This window comes from Streptomyces sp. NBC_01537 (assembly GCF_045040445.1).
Lineage (GTDB): Bacteria > Actinomycetota > Actinomycetes > Streptomycetales > Streptomycetaceae > Actinacidiphila.
Map to the genome: position 1 here is coordinate 455,255 of NZ_CP109392.1, position 16,338 is coordinate 471,592.

15 protein-coding genes and 1 pseudogene are annotated in these 16,338 nt (G+C 69.2%); 3 read left to right on the forward strand and 13 right to left on the reverse strand.

Going from position 1 to position 16,338, the window contains the following annotated elements; all coding sequences use genetic code 11:
- Nucleotides 1-25: 25 nt before the first annotated feature.
- Nucleotides 26-223, reverse strand: a complete 198-nt coding sequence (locus tag OG607_RS02330; RefSeq protein WP_405718048.1) for a hypothetical protein — start codon at nt 221-223, stop codon at nt 26-28.
- Between the two features lie 383 nt (nt 224-606).
- Between OG607_RS02330 and OG607_RS02335 the strand changes: the two genes are divergently transcribed.
- Nucleotides 607-1,494 (forward strand): universal stress protein, encoded by an 888-nt coding sequence (locus OG607_RS02335; protein WP_405718050.1) that lies wholly within the window; start codon nt 607-609, stop codon nt 1,492-1,494.
- A 28-nt stretch (nt 1,495-1,522) separates the two neighbouring features.
- Here OG607_RS02335 and OG607_RS02340 read toward each other — a convergent pair whose 3' ends face one another.
- Nucleotides 1,523-2,548 carry a 6-phosphofructokinase gene (locus tag OG607_RS02340; protein WP_405718052.1) on the reverse strand — a complete coding sequence of 342 codons (1,026 nt, stop codon included), beginning with the start codon at nt 2,546-2,548 and terminating at the stop codon, nt 1,523-1,525.
- Between the two features lie 349 nt (nt 2,549-2,897).
- Here OG607_RS02340 and OG607_RS02345 point away from each other — a divergent pair, with 349 nt between their 5' ends.
- Together OG607_RS02345 and OG607_RS02350 are read left to right on the forward strand one after the other, a co-directional pair.
- The gene (locus OG607_RS02345) at nt 2,898-3,440 is read left to right on the forward strand and encodes a flavodoxin family protein (protein WP_405718055.1); all 543 of its coding nucleotides are present in this window, start codon (nt 2,898-2,900) and stop codon (nt 3,438-3,440) included.
- Between the two features lie 99 nt (nt 3,441-3,539).
- Entirely contained in the window at nt 3,540-4,280 is a 741-nt protein-coding gene (locus OG607_RS02350) for a CBS domain-containing protein (RefSeq protein WP_405736494.1), read from the forward strand.
- A gap of 6 nt (nt 4,281-4,286) precedes the next feature.
- Here OG607_RS02350 and OG607_RS02355 read toward each other — a convergent pair whose 3' ends face one another.
- The 11 genes and pseudogenes from OG607_RS02355 to OG607_RS02405 form a co-directional block, all read right to left on the reverse strand.
- Nucleotides 4,287-4,826 carry an RICIN domain-containing protein gene (locus OG607_RS02355; protein ID WP_405718057.1) on the reverse strand — a complete coding sequence of 180 codons (540 nt, stop codon included), beginning with the start codon at nt 4,824-4,826 and terminating at the stop codon, nt 4,287-4,289.
- On the reverse strand, nt 4,811-6,151 hold the full coding sequence (locus tag OG607_RS02360; protein WP_405718060.1) for a family 43 glycosylhydrolase: 1,341 nt from the start codon (nt 6,149-6,151) through the stop codon (nt 4,811-4,813). The genes OG607_RS02355 and OG607_RS02360 overlap by 16 nt, the downstream gene beginning before the upstream one ends.
- 97 nt (nt 6,152-6,248) lie before the next feature.
- Nucleotides 6,249-6,629: a nuclear transport factor 2 family protein gene (locus tag OG607_RS02365; protein WP_164322459.1), complete on the reverse strand. Its 381-nt coding sequence runs from the start codon at nt 6,627-6,629 to the stop codon at nt 6,249-6,251.
- Between the two features lie 35 nt (nt 6,630-6,664).
- Nucleotides 6,665-7,075 carry a nuclear transport factor 2 family protein gene (locus OG607_RS02370; protein WP_405718062.1) on the reverse strand — a complete coding sequence of 137 codons (411 nt, stop codon included), beginning with the start codon at nt 7,073-7,075 and terminating at the stop codon, nt 6,665-6,667.
- A 1-nt stretch (nt 7,076) separates the two neighbouring features.
- Nucleotides 7,077-7,883, reverse strand: coding sequence for an MBL fold metallo-hydrolase (locus OG607_RS02375; RefSeq protein ID WP_405718064.1), 807 nt, complete (start codon nt 7,881-7,883; stop codon nt 7,077-7,079).
- Nucleotides 7,884-7,927: 44 nt separating this feature from the next.
- The gene (locus tag OG607_RS02380) at nt 7,928-8,536 is read right to left on the reverse strand and encodes a DsbA family protein (RefSeq protein ID WP_405718066.1); all 609 of its coding nucleotides are present in this window, start codon (nt 8,534-8,536) and stop codon (nt 7,928-7,930) included.
- 152 nt (nt 8,537-8,688) lie between these two features.
- Nucleotides 8,689-9,183, reverse strand: coding sequence for a MarR family winged helix-turn-helix transcriptional regulator (locus tag OG607_RS02385; protein WP_405718068.1), 495 nt, complete (start codon nt 9,181-9,183; stop codon nt 8,689-8,691).
- Nucleotides 9,184-9,510: 327 nt separating this feature from the next.
- The gene (locus OG607_RS02390; RefSeq protein ID WP_405718071.1) at nt 9,511-11,568 is read right to left on the reverse strand and encodes an RICIN domain-containing protein; all 2,058 of its coding nucleotides are present in this window, start codon (nt 11,566-11,568) and stop codon (nt 9,511-9,513) included.
- A 526-nt stretch (nt 11,569-12,094) separates the two neighbouring features.
- Nucleotides 12,095-12,607 (reverse strand): annotated as a pseudogene (locus tag OG607_RS02395) (transcriptional regulator); the annotation flags it as partial.
- 121 nt (nt 12,608-12,728) lie between these two features.
- Nucleotides 12,729-14,786, reverse strand: a complete 2,058-nt coding sequence (locus tag OG607_RS02400; protein ID WP_405718073.1) for an RICIN domain-containing protein — start codon at nt 14,784-14,786, stop codon at nt 12,729-12,731.
- A gap of 222 nt (nt 14,787-15,008) precedes the next feature.
- Nucleotides 15,009-16,073 (reverse strand): LacI family DNA-binding transcriptional regulator, encoded by a 1,065-nt coding sequence (locus OG607_RS02405; RefSeq protein WP_405718076.1) that lies wholly within the window; start codon nt 16,071-16,073, stop codon nt 15,009-15,011.
- Between the last annotated feature and the right edge of the window lie 265 nt (nt 16,074-16,338).

The following is a 16,338-nucleotide window of genomic DNA, read 5'->3' on the forward strand; positions in this document are numbered from 1 at the left end:
TGGTGCGACGCCATCCACCGGCCGACTACGCCTCGGCGCGAGCCCTCCCGTACACGGTGGGGTCGTGGGCGGAGAAGATCGCCAGGTCGGGATCCCCGAGTCGGTAGAGCTCTGCGAGGCGGGCATGGTTTTCGCGGACCTTCTTCAGGGCCCGGGCGACGAGGGTTTCCACGGTGCGGAGTGTGGTGGGCACGGAGGCGATGGCGTCGAGTTCCCTGGCCACGGCTGGTCCGCAGCCTGGACGCCGTGTCGGGCCAGGTCATCACCGCTGTCGCGAGCCCCCCGGCCACCGCCCGGTGCGGCGCCACGGACCGGATGGGAGGAGTGCCCGGGCCCCACACCCCGCGAGCGCCCGAGCAGCAGCATCCCGAGCGGTGGCATGGCGACGGAGAAGATGACGATGACGGTCATGACGACCACCTCTCGCCGGGAACGGCGTAGGTTCCCAGCGTCCCTCCAGACCCACTGTTCCGCCCTGGGCCGGACAGTCCCCCGCACGGCCGGCCCGGCAGGGGCGGCCGGACGGGGCCGGTCGTGGAACAGTGGAGGTACCGGCTCGGGGTGTACGGCGCGTCCGCGGTATCCGGCAAGGCGAAGGAGGGCGCGATGAGTCTGCCGGTGGTAGCGGGGATCGACGGCTCCGCACGCAGTCTGGCAGCGGCCGACTGGGCCGCCCGGGAAGCGGTGCTTCGCCGGGCGACGCTGCGGCTCGTGCACGCCACACCGTCAACGCCCGGCCTGGTCATACCGGTGACTGCCGCGGAGATGTGGCAGCAAGTCGGCGAAGAAGTACTGGACCGCACGGTCGTGGACCTCGGTGAGCGGTACCCGGACCTCGTCGTACGGGGCGAGCAGCTGTCCGGACATCCGGCCGAGACGCTGCTGTCGGCCGCGGCGAACGCCGGACTGCTGGTCCTCGGAGCCCGGGGTACGGGTGGCTTCGACGGCCTCGCGATGGGGTCGGTGGCGCTGCGCGCCGCGGCTGCCGCCACCTGTCCCGTGGTCGTGGTCCCGGAGCAGCCGGCCGGTGACGAGGCCGAGGCCCCGGTTGCGGGTGGCTGGGCGCACGTGGTGTCGGGTCTTGACGCGCACGCACCGGTGGACGGGACGGCGGACTTCGCCTTCGCTGCCGCCCGGGCGCACGATGCGCCCCTGCGGGTGGTGTATGCGTGGGCCTTGCCCGCCGACTCGGGGCCCCCGCTACTGCTGGAGGTCACCGAGGAGGATCGCGCCACCTGGGAGGACCAGGAGGTCCTGTTGCTGTCCGACGCCCTGCGGGGGTGGCGGGAGAAATACCCCGAGGTCGCCGTGCAGCCCGATGCCCGGCTTCTGCATCCGGCGCTGGCACTGGTGACCGCGTCCTCGGGTGCGGACCTGCTGGTCATCGGGCGGCGCACCGAACCGCGGGCGCCCGAGGGGCGGCTCGGCCCGGTCGCCCACGCGGTGCTGCACCATGCCCCCTGCCCGGTGGCGATCGTGCCACACACCGGCTGACCGCGACCGGCACGGGAGACCCGGTCCGTCAGCCGAAGAAGACCTCGAACTCGTCGTAGAGCGAGGGATCGACCGTCTTGGTCCCGGCAGCGGCATCGGCGAGTGGGATACGGACGATGTCCGTGCCGCGCAGCGCCACCATCGTGCCGAATGCCCCGTCCTTGACCGCGTCGACCGCGTGCAGTCCGAAGCGCGTCGCGAGCCACCGGTCGTACGCGCTCGGCGTGCCGCCCCGCTGGACGTGGCCCAGAACCGTGGTGCGGGCGTCCTCCCCAGTGCGCTCGGTGATCTCCCGGGCCAGCCAGTCACCGATGCCGGACAACCGTACGTGCCCGAACTCGTCGACCGTCCGGTCCTTGAGGACCAACTGGCCCTCCTTGGGCACCGCCCCCTCCGCCACGACGACGATCGGCGCATAGTGGATCTTGAAGCGGCCCTCCACCCACCCGCAGACCTGCTCGATGTCGAACGGCCGCTCCGGAATGAGGATCGCGTTGGCGCCGCCCGCGACGCCGGCGTGCAGAGCGATCCAGCCGGCGTGCCGGCCCATCACCTCGACCACCAGGGCCCGCATGTGCGACTCGGCGGTGGTGTGCAGGCGGTCGATCGCCTCGGTGGCGATGCCCACGGCGGTGTCGAAGCCGAAGGTGTAGTCGGTCCCCGACACGTCGTTGTCGATGGTCTTCGGCACGCCCACCACCTTGATCCCCCGGCGGCTCAGCTCGGCCGCGACACCGAGCGTGTCCTCGCCGCCGATCACGATGAGCGCGTCGATGCCGTGCGCGGTGAGGGTGTCCCGCACGCGGCCTTCCCCGTCCTCCTTCTTGAGCGGGTTGGTACGGGAGGAGCCGAGGATGGTCCCTCCTCGGGGAAGGATTCCGCGTACAGCGGGGATGTCCAGCGGGACGAACCTGTTCTCGATGGCGCCGAGCCAGCCGTCGCGCAAGCCGATGAACTCGTACCCGTATTCCTGGACGCCCTTGCGCACCACGCTGCGGATCACGGCATTGAGCCCGGGGCAGTCGCCGCCGCCGGTCAGCACACCTACCCTCATGGGCTTCTCCTTCCTGCCCGCCCGCACGGCGGCCGCCGCGAGGCCCCTGTCCCAAGCGTCCACCCATCCGATCTCCTGTGCCCACTCAACCGTGTCGTCCAGCGTGCGTGAGCTGCCCGCATGGGCCGGTCGGTCCCGGCCAGGGGCCTGCGGCCCCTCCCCCGGCGCCCGGCCGGGCGGGAGTATGGAATCGGGAACTCATTGGCCCCGCCGCATGCGGTGTTCGGCGCGGCACGCGTTCTTGACCTGCTCAGCGTCCGTTCGCCGCTGTTCGATGCGGTGACCTGGGTTCGCGGGACGCCGGAGCGGGAGCGGGAGAAGAAGTGAGGAGCTGAGCACCATGCGAGTGGTGATCGTTTACGAAAGCCTGTTCGGCAATACGCGGGAGGTCGCCGAGGCCGTCCGTGACGGTGTCCGGCGAGCCCGGCCCGACGCAGATGTCGACTGCCTGCGCGTGTCCGAGGCCGGCCCCGAGCAGATCGGCTCGGCCGACCTCCTCGTCGTCGGCGGCCCGACGCACATGCGGGGCATGACCACCCGCATGTCCCGGAAGATGGGGCTCACGGCAGAGGAGAAAGAACGCACGGAGGACCCCGCTGCCGGTCATGAGCCCGACCAGGGCGCGGAAGGGCCGGGGATTCGCGACTGGTTCCACGACATCCCGCGCGACGCGCACGGCGCCCACGCCGCCGCCTTCGACACCCGTGCCGACTTCCGTCTCGCCGGAGGCGCGGCGCCTGCCATCGCCCGTCGGCTGCGTGGCCACGGCTACGACGTCGTCGCCGAACCCGAGGGATTCATCGTCGAGGACTCCGACGGTCCACTGCGCAAGGGCGAGGCCACCCGGGCCGCCGAGTGGGGCGCAGGGATGCTCGACACCGTCGGGTCCTGATGTCCCCGGACCTGGGACCGACCGGCCCTGTGCGGAGCGGGGCCGGTCGCGAGAGCGTCGAAAGCGGGTACCCGGCTGCCAGGAGGAGTGAGGATCATGCTGCAGCATCGCACCGTGCAGGACCTGATGACCCATGACGTCGTACGGGCACGCCCGGACACCTCGTTCAAGGCTGTCGTGGCACTGCTCACCAACAACGACGTCACCGCCGTCCCGGTCGTCGACGGCCTGAATCGCCCGATCGGCGTGGTGTCCGAGGCCGACCTGCTCCGGCACGAGGCCGCCCTGCCGGACCCTGGCGGACACGCCCCCGCGCTGCCGACGGCTCCGCAGGACCGGGGCCGTACGGAGGCCGACACCGCCCGGGGCCTGATGAGCGCACCGGTGGTCACCGCCAGGCCGCAGTGGAGCATCGTCGAGGCGGCTCGGGCCATGGAACAACACAAGGTCAAGCGACTGCCCGTGGTGGACGAGACCGGACAGCTCACCGGCATCATCAGCCGCAGCGACCTGCTGCGGGTCTTCCTCCGCCATGATCAGGCCATCCGCGACGAAATCGACCACGATGTCCTGCGCAGGACCCTGCAGACCGCCCAGGACGCCGTACAGGTCACGGTGGCCGACGGCGTGGTGACCCTGCGCGGAAAGGTCGCGACCAGCAGCATGGTCCCCCTCGCCGTCCAGCTGTGCCGCGCGGTCGACGGGGTCGTGACCGTACACCACGAGCTCGGCTTCGACGTCGACGACAGCGAGGCCGGGGCGGAACCCCCGAACGGCCGAAGGAATTCAGTGCCCGCCGCGCCCCCGGATCGCTCCAGACAGGGTCAGCGGAGTTGGTGAGCGGCGTCAGCCGGCGGGGCGGCGCTCACACTCGCCCCGCCTGCTCTTCGTCACGGTCAGTTGATGCAGATGATCTTCCAGAGTTGGCCCTCGACGTCCAGGTCGTTCCACTGGATGACGGGGGCGCCGTTGCTGGTGGAGGACTGGGCGACGCCGGTGTTGAGGCCACTGTTCGCGTCCGGCGTCGGTGAGGGTCCATTTCTGTGAGTTGGCGGTGGAGGGTGTGTTCTGGATGACGGCGGCTCCTGCGGTGGTGGTGCCGTCACGGATGTCCAGGTTGAGGTTGCTGTTGACGTTCTTGATGGTCCAGGCTCCGCCGCCCGCGGACTGGAAGGTGAAGAGCTGGCAGAAGCAGGCGGAGGGGTCTGGTGCTGGTCCCCGGTCGCGTGCTGTATGACAACGGTGGTGACAGCGACGACGAGCGCGAGGACAGCCACCCCTGCGATCCGCCACCGAGTGGCTATGCGCGTGGCCGTGCTCGGAACGCGGAGGGGCGAGTTGACACAGATCCGGCACATGACCGTTGCGCATCAGAGGGCGGAACATGTCGCCAGTCCCCCGCGAAGCCCAGTCATATGGTGACCGTAGGTGATCTGCGGGGGCGTGCCGGGGGCAGTTTGCGCCGGGTTGGGCAGCCAGCTTGACGGTGGCGACGTGGCAGCAGCCGAGGTCAGGTCGTGACGACTGGTGCCTGCAGCTCGGCCACCGACTCGTCCGGATTCTCCGAGGAGTTGAGCGTGACCTCCCGCGCATGCCCGTCGAACCGGTAGCCGTGCGCGTCGACCCAGCGGACGAGCAGCTGGCTGGTGCTCAGAAAGCCGTGCACCATGCCGCGGTGCACGATCGTGGCGGCGCGTTCCACCGGGGGGGAGCGAGACGATCTGGAGGTCCGCGTCCTCGGTGACTCCCGCGGGGACAGGGAGGCCGACGTGCACCACGATCCCGTAGTCGCCTTCGTCAGGGGTCTCGAAGTAGACGGTGCGGGGGCCGGTCGGAGCGACTCCGGCGGAGTTGAGCCGTCGGCGCAGCTCGTCGAAGAGCCGGCCGATGAGCGGGCCGGTCTCGTCAGGGCTGAAGCTCTTGGCCGTTGCGCTCAGCTCAGCCAGACGTACCGCGGGCAGTTGCCTGATGACGACGTCGTCCTGGGGCATGGAACCCTCGTTCTCGATCGACCGGAGCCTCGCCTCGACCTGGGCCAGGCCCGCCGCCGCCTCCGCCAGGGCCGCTTCCAGCTCGGCGCGTCGCAGTCGCAGCATCCCACGCAACTCCTCGGTGCTGATGTCCTTGTCGAGGATCGTCTGCACCTGCTGCAGTGTGAAGCCGAGGCCCTTCAGCGCGACGATCCGGTTGAGCCGGGACAGCTGTGCCGCCTCGTAGAAGCGGTAGCCGCTGGACTGGTCCACGTGCGCGGGGCGCAGCAGACCGATGGCGTCGTAGTGCCTGAGCATGCGGATAGAAACACGTCCATGCGCCTCCGGCGCCTTGGCGCCAGGCGCGCCGGACCAGAGGCGCCGTGGCTCGCCGAAGGTCTCCCCGGTATGGGGGTCGATGCGGACCTGGCTGACTCCCGCGACGGTGCACCAGCAGTTGCCCTCCTCGTCCCAGGCAAGGTCCGGGTCGATGCCTTGCACCCCGGGCAGCCGGACCGGATCGGACCAGGGGCCGGCCGGGTCGGTGGCGGTGAAGAGGAGGTTGCCGTCGCCGCTCACGTTCGTCACGATCAGCCAGAAGCGGCCGTCGTGGTAACGCAGTGTCGGTGCGTAGAGTCCGCCGGACGAGGAGGAGTCCGGCGGCAGACGCAGTTGGCTCGGCCGGTCCAGGGCGTTGCCGATCTGGGTCCCCCGTGTGCCAGGAGCTGTGCGCCGTGACATGTGCCCCGGTGCACAGCAGGCGGTGCACAGCGGTTGAACGGTGGGTCGCCCGACATGTGATCCACCGTCGGTCCCGGCGCGGATGCCGCCGCGGACGTCAGAACATGGTGTTGTCGTTGGCGCTCTTCTCGGGCACCTCCTGGATCACGTCCCAGTGCTCGACGATCTTTCCGTCGGCGACGCGCCAGAAGTCCGCGACGGCCATGCCGCGGTCGCCGGGCTTGAGGTGCAGGTTGCTGTGGGTGACGACCAGGTCCCCTTCGGCGACGGCCCTCTTGATGTCCAGGCGCAGGTCGGGGAACTGACCGCGCAGCCAGTGGACGTAGCCGACGAACGCCTGCGGACTGTCCTGCGCCTCCGGGTTGTGCTGGGTGTAGCTCTCGCCGAGATGCGCGGCGGCGGCCTGTTCCGGCTGATAGTCGTTGAATGCCTGCTCGTAAAACGCGATGACGAGCGCCTTGTTGTCGGCAGCGGACACGGGCTTCTCCTGTCTTCGGGTGCTGGGTCGTGCGTCTAGACGGTCATGGCGTCGCGGACGAGGGCGGTGTCGACGAACTGCTCGAAGCGCACGATGAGCCCGCCGCGTACGACGAAGTGGTGGGCCACACGGACGTCTATCGGCTTGCCGGTGGCCTTGTTCACGGCCGTGTAGCGGGCAAGGACGACGACGTTCTCGCCATCGACGACGTAAGTGTCGTCGTGCGCGGTCCAGTCGTCCCAGTCCTGGCCGAGCTTCTCCATCACGCTGGAGGTGACGCCGTCGGGGGTGCGGTAGGTGCCGGCGAGGGGGAAGCCGGCCATCTCCTTCCACTCCACGTCGGGGGCGAGGGTGGCGCGCAGGGCTTCCAGGCCTCCGCCGGCCGAGGCGAGGTACTGGCGTCGTACGACATCGGCAGGAGCGGTGGAAGCGGAGAAGTCGGTCATGTCAGCCCCACTTCATTTCGCCCTTGGCGACCTTCGCGCCGATCTGGGCGGCGATCAGCATGCCGTTGTCGGGGTAGCGCTTGACGAGGGCATCGGTCAGGGCGGCGCCGTCGGCGGCCTTGCCGAGTTCCTCCTCGAAGGCGAGGAGGTAGTCGCGGGTGGCGGTGATGGCGGAGGCGTCGGCCGCGGTGTCGGGCAGACGGTGGCCCGGCACGACGAGCTGCGGGTCGAGGGCGGCCATTTCGTCCAGCAGGTCGATCCACGCGGCGCGGTCGCCGGGGGTGGCGGTGTCGGCGACCCAGACGTGCTCCTGCTGGAACAGCAGGACGCCGCCGAGGATCGCGCGCTGTTCGGCCTGCCACAGGTAGTGGCGGTCGGGCAGGCCGGCCGGGCCGCCCTTGAGCTCGAAGCGGTGGCCCTCCAGGGTGAGGTCGCCGGTCAGCGGGGCGAGGTCGACCAGCCGGGTGGGCAGGTTCGGGCCGAGCGCGGCCCATGCCTTGAGCTTGCCCTCGTAGGAGTGCTGGATGTGCTCGATGACGATCGGCGTGGCGACGAAGACGGCGTCGGGGAAGGCGTCGGCGATCACTTCGGCGCCGAAGTAGAAGTCGGGGTCGGCGTGGCTGACGAAGACGGTGGTCAGCTTCTTGCCGGAGTCGAGGACCTCGGCGGCGAGGCGGTGGCCGTCGGCGCGGGTGAAGGCGGCGTCGACCAGCAGGGCCTCGTTCTCGCCGGTGACCAGGGTGGCGGTCTTGTTCTTGCTGCCGGCCGGGAAGTCCAGGTCGAGGACCTTGAAGGAAAGTGTGCTCATCGGTTGCTCCTTTGCGCTGGGGATGGGGTGGGGACGGGGGAAGCTCAGTGAGCGGCGAGGCGTTCGTCGACCTCGTCGGCGGTGGCGTGGCCGTAGGCCAGCGGGGTGGCGGAGTCGCCGTCGACGACCAGCAGAGCGGGGAACCCGGTGACGCCGAGCTGGGCCGCGCGGCGGAAGTCGGCATGGGCCGCAGTCTGTGTCTCGGGGGATTCGAAAGCGGCGACGACGGCATCCGCGTCGAGCCCGGCCGCCTGGGCGACCGTCCGGTAGGTGGCCGCCTCCGACAGGCTCCGCCCCTCGACGTAGAAGGCGTGCTGTAGGCCCGCGGCCAGCTCCGCTGCGCGGTCGGGGGCCACGTGGCGCAGGGCCGCGACGCCGCGGGCGGCGGCCTCGGAGTCCATCACGAACGAGCCGTCGGCGATCAGCCGCTCGTACAGCTCACCGAACTCGGCGCCGGTCAGTTCGGCGATCTTGGCGTTCGCGCCCTGGACGTAGCCGAACTCGCGGACCGGCACCCTGCGCGGCCCGGTGAACAGACCGCCGGAGACCACCTCGACCGGCAGTTCGGGGTGACGGCCCGCGACCTCGCGCAGGGTGCCGGAGAACCCGTGCGACCAGCCGCAGTAGGCGTCGAAGACGTAGACGAGCTTCATCGAAGACCTCGGCAGAGAGGAGCGCCCGCCGATTGCGAGCGATTCACCTGACCAAACAGTACCTGACTCATCAGATATTTCCCGGCCTGTGTGAACTGGGACACACGAACGCGGCCAACGCTATGAGAGATGCACTGCCGCCGGTTCGCATGTCAGGGAAGTCGAGGCAGCACGTCCCGGGCCGTGCGGCTGAGGATCCGGAGATCCTCCGCGAACCGCTCGCGGTCCGCTGCGGGGAGGGGCTCCACGAAGTATTGCTTGATGTTCTCCAGGTGCACCCGGGCAGCGCGTACGGCCGTCTCCTCGCCCAGCGGGGTCAGCCGGACCAGCTTCCCGCGCCGGTCGTCGGGGGACTCCGCGCGCGTCACGAGACCCGCCGCCTCCATGCGATCCACCAACCGGGTGGCGCCGCCGGTGGTCAGGACCTGCTCCTGCGCGATGGCCCGCATGGAAAGCCCCGGCTCGCCCGCCCGCCCGAGGATCAGCAGCACCTCGAAGACCAGATGGCTGATGTCGCACTCCACCTCGAGCGCCCGCCCAAGGATGTACTCCAGCCGGTTCGCGGCCCCCTGCAGCCGTCCGAACGCCAGGATGAACTCATGGTCGGCAGCCTCCTTCGCCGTCCTGATCTCCGCTTCCTCGCCCACGCCTGCGTCCGCCCCTCTCGTCGTCCCGGTACCACCGTACCGATCACGCCTGTGACGAGCGGGGCGGCGGAGTCGGCTCACCCAGGCACGCGACAGCAGCCCGGGCACCAGCGAGGACGGGGACGCGACGGGCTGGATGGTCCCGCCGGGAGCCGCCGCCCTCGGTAGGTGCGCCCCGACCGACGGAGCGTGGCGCACCCGAGGACAGCCGCTACCGAACCGCCTTCGCGTGGTCGGGTCCTGACAACTGCACAGAGCCTCCTGACACAGGGGTCACAACGCGACCCGAGCCGGCAGGAGGCTCTGGGGAAGCAGGCCGGTAGCCGGTCAGTTGATGCGGGCGATCTTCCAGAGTTGGTCGTCGACGGTCAGGTCGGTCCACTGGATGACGGAAGCGCCGTTGCTGGTGGAGGACTGGGCGACGCCGGCGTTGAGGCCGCTGTTGACGTTCTTGAGTTCGTAGTAGCCGTTGCCCGCGTCGGTGAGGGTCCACTGCTGCGAGGTGGCGGTGGATGGGGTGTTCTGGACGACGGCGGCTCCCGCGCCGGTGGAGCCGTTACGGATGTCCAGGTTGAGGTTGCTGTTGACGTTCTTGATGGTCCAGGCTCCGCTGCCCGCAGACTGGAAGGTGTACAGCTGGCAGAAGCAGGCGGAGTTCGAGTACTGCTGGACAGCGGTATTGGTGGCGGTGGAGGCACCGGGGATGTCGAGGTACTTCCCGCTGTTCTTGTTGACGAGGATGTACTGTCCGGTGCCCAGCGGGGGCAGGGCCGTCTGGGTGAAATTCCAGCGCTGGCAGGCGCAGCCGGTGCCGCTCCCCTGATCTGCGGTGGTGCCAGCGGCGGTGGAGGCGTTGGGGATCTCGAGGTACTTGCCGGTGACGCGGCTGGTGAGGGTGTAGCCGCCCGCGGGACTCGGGGCGACGGCCCATTCGTGGTCCAGGGTGCCGTTGTCGTCCCACTGCAGGACCTTGGCGCCGTCGGCGGTGGACCCGCCCTCCACGCCCAGGACCTTGCCCGTGGCGGCATTGAGGACCTTGAAGAAGCCGGAGGACTGCTGGGTGAAGCGCCACTGCTGGTCGGTGGCGTTGTCGGTGTTCTGCTGGGTGGCGTAGGTGCCGTTGGCGGTGGCGCCGCCCGCGATGGTGAGCTTCAGGCCGCTGTTCGCGTTCGACACGGTGTAGGTGGCACCGTCCGAGATCCCGCTTCCCAGATCGATGGCGTCGAACGTCACCGTGTTCAGGCCGGTGCTGCGCCCGCGTCCCCCGCTGAGCACGAGGAGGCTGTGGCCGTCGGCCAGCGGGAGCAGGCCCCGGCTGTAGCCGCTGGCGAGGTTGGAGCGGATGTGGGTCCAGCCGCCTGCGGAGCCGTTGTCGCTGTTGACGAACAGGTCGTTCTGGTTGTCGCTGCTGACCACGAGGGTGCCGTTCGGCCCACCGGCGGGCAGCCAGGTGACGTAGGGGGCACCGCTGGGGATGAGGCCGTCGTTCGCCCGCAGCACCTGACCGGGGTCGGAGATGAAGTTCTCGGGGTCGGAGGAGATGTGGTAGTAGACGGAGCAGCCGCCCTCGGGCGCGCCGCAGTACTCGTGGGTCATGACGTAGGTGCCGTTGGGCAGCCGGGTGACCACCGGCATGCCGGGGCGGTCCGCATAGTTCGGCCTGACCACGTCGTCCACGACCGGGCCCCAGGTGCGGCCGTCCGTGGAGACCTGGTGCACGATCTTCTGGCCGTGGGCGGTGTCGCGCTGGTCGGAGTAGTAGACGATCAGCTTGCCGCTGGCGTAGAGGAAGAACGGCTCCCACACAGGCGTGTAGCCGTTGCTGGATATCGCCCGTCCACCGGTGGCGATGTTGGTGACGAAGGTCCAGGTCAGGCCGCGGTCGGTGCTGGCATACAGGTCGATCTTGGTCGCCGACCGGTCGCCGGGTACCGAGTCGCCTGCGGCCATGATGGTCCCGGCCGGGAAGTCACCCACCGCCGTGGGGAGCTCGAACAGCTCGGGCTCCCAGCGCATGCCCCAGCCGTTCTGCGTGTCGGCGACCTCCGAGATCTTCGTCCAGGAGTTGCCGTCGTCGGTGCTGCGGTAGATCGGGAAGACCGGTGTGGTGTTGGTGTACTGCTCGAACGTCGCGAGGATCGTGCCGTTGGCCGAGCCGTTGTGCTGCAGGCGCATCGCCCGCGGATACAACGTCCCGGGCGAGGGCGCGCCCGACGGCGGCGTGTACATCGTCTGCGACGGACGAGCCAGGGCGTCCGCCCGGCCCGCGCCAGGCAGGAACATCGTCGCCAGCCCGGCCAGCACGGCGAACACTGACATGAGAAGGAAGAGAGGACGGGAATGCGGAGCGGCACCATGTCTGGCGCCTGTCTTCACAGGAAACATTGCGGCTCCCGGAGGGCGAAGGGGATGGGGATGGGGATGGGGATGTGTTCGGTGCCCCGCCGCACGCCGATTGGATCCAGGCATGAACGGCGGAGTCGATGGCTGAGGTCAGTCGGTGGCTGGTGCTGTGACCGCGGCCGTTCGCCGGGTTGCGCAGCCCGCCGGCTGCGCTTTGTCCTCAATCGCCGGACGGGCTGATTTCAGCCCGTCCGGCAATTGAGGACGGAACCGGAAGCCGGACGAACCCGGCGAACCATTCCGGTCACCGCACTAGGGCCTGTCTTGTGGATCTCCGTGGGGAAGGAGCGGGGTCTGGTGCGTGCGATCGCAAGGCGGAGGAGGGAAGCGACGCGGAGCGTCGTTGACCGACGACAACGCCGCGAGCGTGCGTGCCAGGGCGCGCGACGCCGCGGAGATCCACAAGACAGGCCCTAGCGGACGACATCGCCGTAACGACGGCTCCGACGAGCCTCTCGAGATGAGACGGTCATCGGACGACAGAAGCGGTGCTCAGGTATGTGCGCAAAACTGCCGTCATCGAGCGGTCGGCAGCGAGCTCGCGGCCTGCGGTGTAACCGGAGCCGGGCGACCAGTCGCCCTCGACCGAGGGAGGTTCGATCGCTCCCCGTGCGCCAACGCCGGCCGCCAGCCCTCGACACGGTCCTTGGAGGCGTACCAGCAGTGCGGACCGGCGAGATGGTGAACGGTCGTGTGCCGCAGATCCAGCAGGTGATCGGTGGCGGGCTCGCGCCAGCTCGTAGGCACCCACACCCGCACTCAGGGTCCGGGCGGAGGGGAAGGACGGCGGCGCCCCCAGGAACAGGACCGGCACGTCGATCCTGACGGAGACCTCCCCTTCCACGACAGGCTCGGAGACGACGATCCCGTCGACCCCCTGCTCAAGCAGTGACATCACAACGCCGGCGATCCCCTCGGGGTCTCCGTCGGCCGTATTGACCACACGCAACGCGTAACCGGCATCGCGTACGGCCTTCTCAATACCCACGAGAAGCATGGCCGTTCCGTACCCCGCTCCCCCGCGGTCCCGTCGGTGCCATGAATGACGACTTCACCAGGGCCTCCTGGCACTCGGCCCGCAGTGCGATCCCGAGCTGACAGGAGGCCCTTCGTGCCAGTCGACGGCGGATGGGCGCAGCCGGTCAGTTGATGCGGACGATCTTCCAGAGCTGGTCGTCGACGGTCACGTCTGTCCACTGGATGACGGAAGCGCCGTTGCTGGTGGAGGACTGGGCGACGCCGGCGGCGAGGCCGCTGTTGACGTTCTTGACCTTGTAATAGCCGTTGCCGGCGTCGGTGAGCGTCCACTTCTGTGAGTTGGCGGCGGAGGGCGTGTTCTGGACGACGGCGGCTCCCGCGGTGGTGGAGCCGTTACGGATGTCCAGGTTGAGGTTGCTGTTGACGTTCTTGATGGTCCAGGCTCCGCTGCCCGCGGACTGGAAGGTGTACAGCTGGCAGAAGCAGGCGGAGTTCTGCCACTGCTGGGCGGCGGTGTTGGTGGCCGTCGAGCCTTGGGGGATGTCGAGGTACTTGCCGCTGTTCTTGTTGACGAGGATGTACTGTCCGGTGCCCAGCGGCGGCAGGGCGGTCTGGCTGAGGTTCCAGCGCTGGCAGCCGCAGCCGGTGCCGCTCCACTGGTCGGCGGTGGTGCCGGTGGTGGTGGAGGCGTTGGGGATCTCGAGGTACTTGCCGGTGACGCGGCTGGTGAGGGTGTAGCCGCCGGCCGGGTGCGGGGCGACGGCCCATTCGTGGTCGAGGGTGCCGTTGTCGTCCCACTGCAGGACCTTGGCGCCGTCGGAGCTGGACCCGCCCTCCACGCCCAGGACCTTGCCCGTGGCGACATTGACGATCTTGAAGAAGCCGGAGGACTGCTGGAGGAAGCGCCACTGCTGGTCGGTGGCGTTGTCGGTGTTCTGCTGGGTGGCGTAGGTGCCGTTGGCGGTGGAGCCGCCCGCGATGGCGAGCTTCAGGCCACTGTTCGCGTTCGACAAGGTGTAGGTGGCACCGTCCGAGATCCCGCCGCCCAGATCGATGGTGCCGTACGTGATGGGGTTGGAGAGGTTGCTGCCTCCTACGCCGCCACTGAGCACCAGCAGGCTGTGGCCGTCGGCCAGGGGCACAGTGCCCCGGCTGTAGCCACCGGCGACGTTGGAGCTGATGCGCGTCCAGGTGTCGGCGGCGCCGTTGGCGGTGTTGAGGAAGAGGTCGCCTGTGCTGTAGGCGCTGACGGCAAGGGTGCCGTTCGGGCCGCCGGTGGGCAGCCATGTGATGTACGGGGTGCTGGTGGGGACCACGCCGTCCGTCGAACGCAGGGGAATGCCCGTGACGGCGTTGAACGCCTCCGGGTCGGAGGAGATCTTGTAGTAGACCGCGAAGTTGCCCGCGGGGGAACCGCCGTACTCGTACGTCATGACGTAGTTGCCGTTGGGCAGCTTGGCGACGCTGGGCATGCCCGGGCGCTGGCTGTACGTGGGCATCGCCACGTCGTCCACGACCGGGCCCCAGGCGTGGATGTCCGTGGAGACCTGGTGCACGACCTTCTGGCCGTGGGCGGGATCGCGCTGGTCGGAGTAGTAGACGATCAGCTTGCCGCCGGAGACGAGGAAGAACGGCTCCCATACGGGGGTGTTGCCGTTCGTGTCGAACGCCGGTCCGCCGGTGGCGATGTTACTGGCGAAGGTCCAGGTCTGTCCGCGGTCGGTGCTGGCATAGACATCGATCTTGATTGCCGAGCGGTCGGCGGGGACGGAGGCTCCGGCGGCGAGAATGGTGCCCGCGGGGAAGCCGCCCACCGCTGTGGGGAGCTCGAACAGCTCGGGCTCCCAGCGCATGCCCCAGCCGTTCTGCGTGTCGGCGACCTCCGAGATCTTCGTCCAGGAGTTGCCGTCGTCGGTGCTGCGGTAGATCGGGAAGACCGGTGTGCCGGTGGTGTACTGCTCGAACGTTGCCAGAATGGTGCCGTTGGACGAGCCGTTGTGCTGCAGGCGCAGCGCCCGCGGATAGAGCGACCCGGGCGAGGGCGCGCCCGACGGCGGGGTGTACATCGTCTGCGACGGCCGGGCCAGGGCGTCCGCCCGGCCCGCGCCAGGCAGGAACATCGTCGCCAGCCCGGCCAGCACGGCGAACACTGACATGAGAAGGAAGAGAGGACGGGAATGCGGAGCGGCACCATGTCTGGCGCCTGTCTTCGCAGGAAACATTGCGGCTCCCGGAGGGGGAAGGGGATGGGGATGTGTTCGCTGCCCGCCGATTGGATCCAGGCATGAACGGCGGAGTCGATGGCTGACGTCGGTCGGCGACTGCGGACGACATCGCGGCAACGACGGCTCCGACGAGCCTCTCGAGATGAGGCGGTCATCGGACGACAGAAGCGGTGCTCAGGTATGTGCGCCCCTACATCCCTGAGCGGTTGGAGGGTTTGCTCAGACGGTGCGGAATCCCTGCTGTGCCTGGTGGGAGGCGGGGGGTGCGGTCGAGCCGCGGACGACGAGCTCGAGCGGTAGCTCGCTCGCCGGCGGCAGGTCGTTCTCCGGCTGCTCGATGGCGTGCACGAGTAGCCGGATGCCTTCCAGCGCGGCGGCGTCGAAGGGCTGCCGCACCGTGGTCAGTGCAGGGGTGACGTAGGCGAAGACGGGGTTGCCGTCGAAGCCGACCACGCTGATGTCCTCCGGCACCCGGCGGCCGGCCTCCCGCAGGGCCTGGATCAGGCCGATGGCCATTTCGTCGCCCGCCGCGAACACCGCTGTCACCGAGCTGTCCGCAGCCAGCTCGCGGCCTGCCGCGTAACCGGAGTCGGGTGACCAGTCGCCCTGGATCACCGGTGGTTCATACGCACCCCGTGCCGCCAACGCCGCCCGCCAGCCCTCGACACGGTCCTTGGAGGCGTACCAGCGTTGTGGGCCCGCGAGGTGGTGAACGGTCGTGTGCCCCAGATCCAGCAGGTGATCAGTGGCAGCCCGTGCCAGCGCATGGGCGCCAACGCCCACAGTCAGGGTCCGGGCGGAGGGGAAGGACGGCGGCGCCCCCAGGAACAGGACCGGCACGTCGATCCTGACGGAGACCTCTCCTTCCACGACGGGCTCGGAGACGACGATCCCGTCGACCCCCTGCTCAAGCAGTGACATCACAGCGCCGGCGATCCCCTCGGGGTCTCCGTCGGCCGTGTTGACCACACGCAACGCGTAACCGGCATCGCGTACGGCCTTCTCGATACCCACGAGAAGCATGGCGGTTCCGTACCCGGCTGTCCCCAGAGCGACGACACCGATGGAACGATTCCGGCCTGAGGCCAGCGCCCTGGCCGCGTGATTCAGCCGGTACCCGAGCTTCCCGGCAGCCGCCAGAACGCGTTGCCGGACCGCGTCGGAGACGTAGGGCTCGTTGTTGAGCACCCGTGACACCGTCTTGCGCGAAACGCCGGCCACCCGGGCCACGTCCGCACTGCGCGGCGCGGGAGAACCCGCGCCGCGCCCTGCCACTGGTGTCATGAGAGCTCCTGTTGGCCGTATGCCTGCTGCCTGTATCAGGCGAGGTCAGCTGTATGACCGCGTGGTCACTGACCGCGCGGTCATATCTAGACAGCCCGACAGTCGTGCGTCAAGAGCATGGACACGATTTTTTCCGCCGACGGAGCGCGGAGTTCGAAAAGAGCGGTTCGCCCAGCGCGTTCTCCCCGGGGTCTTGACAGCGAACCCTCGGAAAGTTCACTCTTCGACGCGTCAGCCGATTGGATCTGTCCGATCGCGTTTGTTT

Bases quoted from the DNA above. Each gene is read 5' to 3' on its own strand.
- OG607_RS02405 (WP_405718076.1), bottom strand. From the start codon at position 16,073: ATGACACCAGTGGCAGGGCGCGGCGCGGGTTCTCCCGCGCCGCGCAGT.
- OG607_RS02375 (WP_405718064.1), bottom strand. From the start codon at position 7,883: ATGAGCACACTTTCCTTCAAGGTCCTCGACCTGGACTTCCCGGCCGGC.
- OG607_RS02335 (WP_405718050.1), top strand. From the start codon at position 607: ATGAGTCTGCCGGTGGTAGCGGGGATCGACGGCTCCGCACGCAGTCTG.
- OG607_RS02370 (WP_405718062.1), bottom strand. From the start codon at position 7,075: ATGACCGACTTCTCCGCTTCCACCGCTCCTGCCGATGTCGTACGACGC.
- OG607_RS02390 (WP_405718071.1), bottom strand. From the start codon at position 11,568: ATGTTTCCTGTGAAGACAGGCGCCAGACATGGTGCCGCTCCGCATTCC.
- OG607_RS02340 (WP_405718052.1), bottom strand. From the start codon at position 2,548: ATGAGGGTAGGTGTGCTGACCGGCGGCGGCGACTGCCCCGGGCTCAAT.
- OG607_RS02360 (WP_405718060.1), bottom strand. From the start codon at position 6,151: ATGTCACGGCGCACAGCTCCTGGCACACGGGGGACCCAGATCGGCAAC.
- OG607_RS02380 (WP_405718066.1), bottom strand. From the start codon at position 8,536: ATGAAGCTCGTCTACGTCTTCGACGCCTACTGCGGCTGGTCGCACGGG.
- OG607_RS02355 (WP_405718057.1), bottom strand. From the start codon at position 4,826: ATGTTCCGCCCTCTGATGCGCAACGGTCATGTGCCGGATCTGTGTCAA.
- OG607_RS02400 (WP_405718073.1), bottom strand. From the start codon at position 14,786: ATGTTTCCTGCGAAGACAGGCGCCAGACATGGTGCCGCTCCGCATTCC.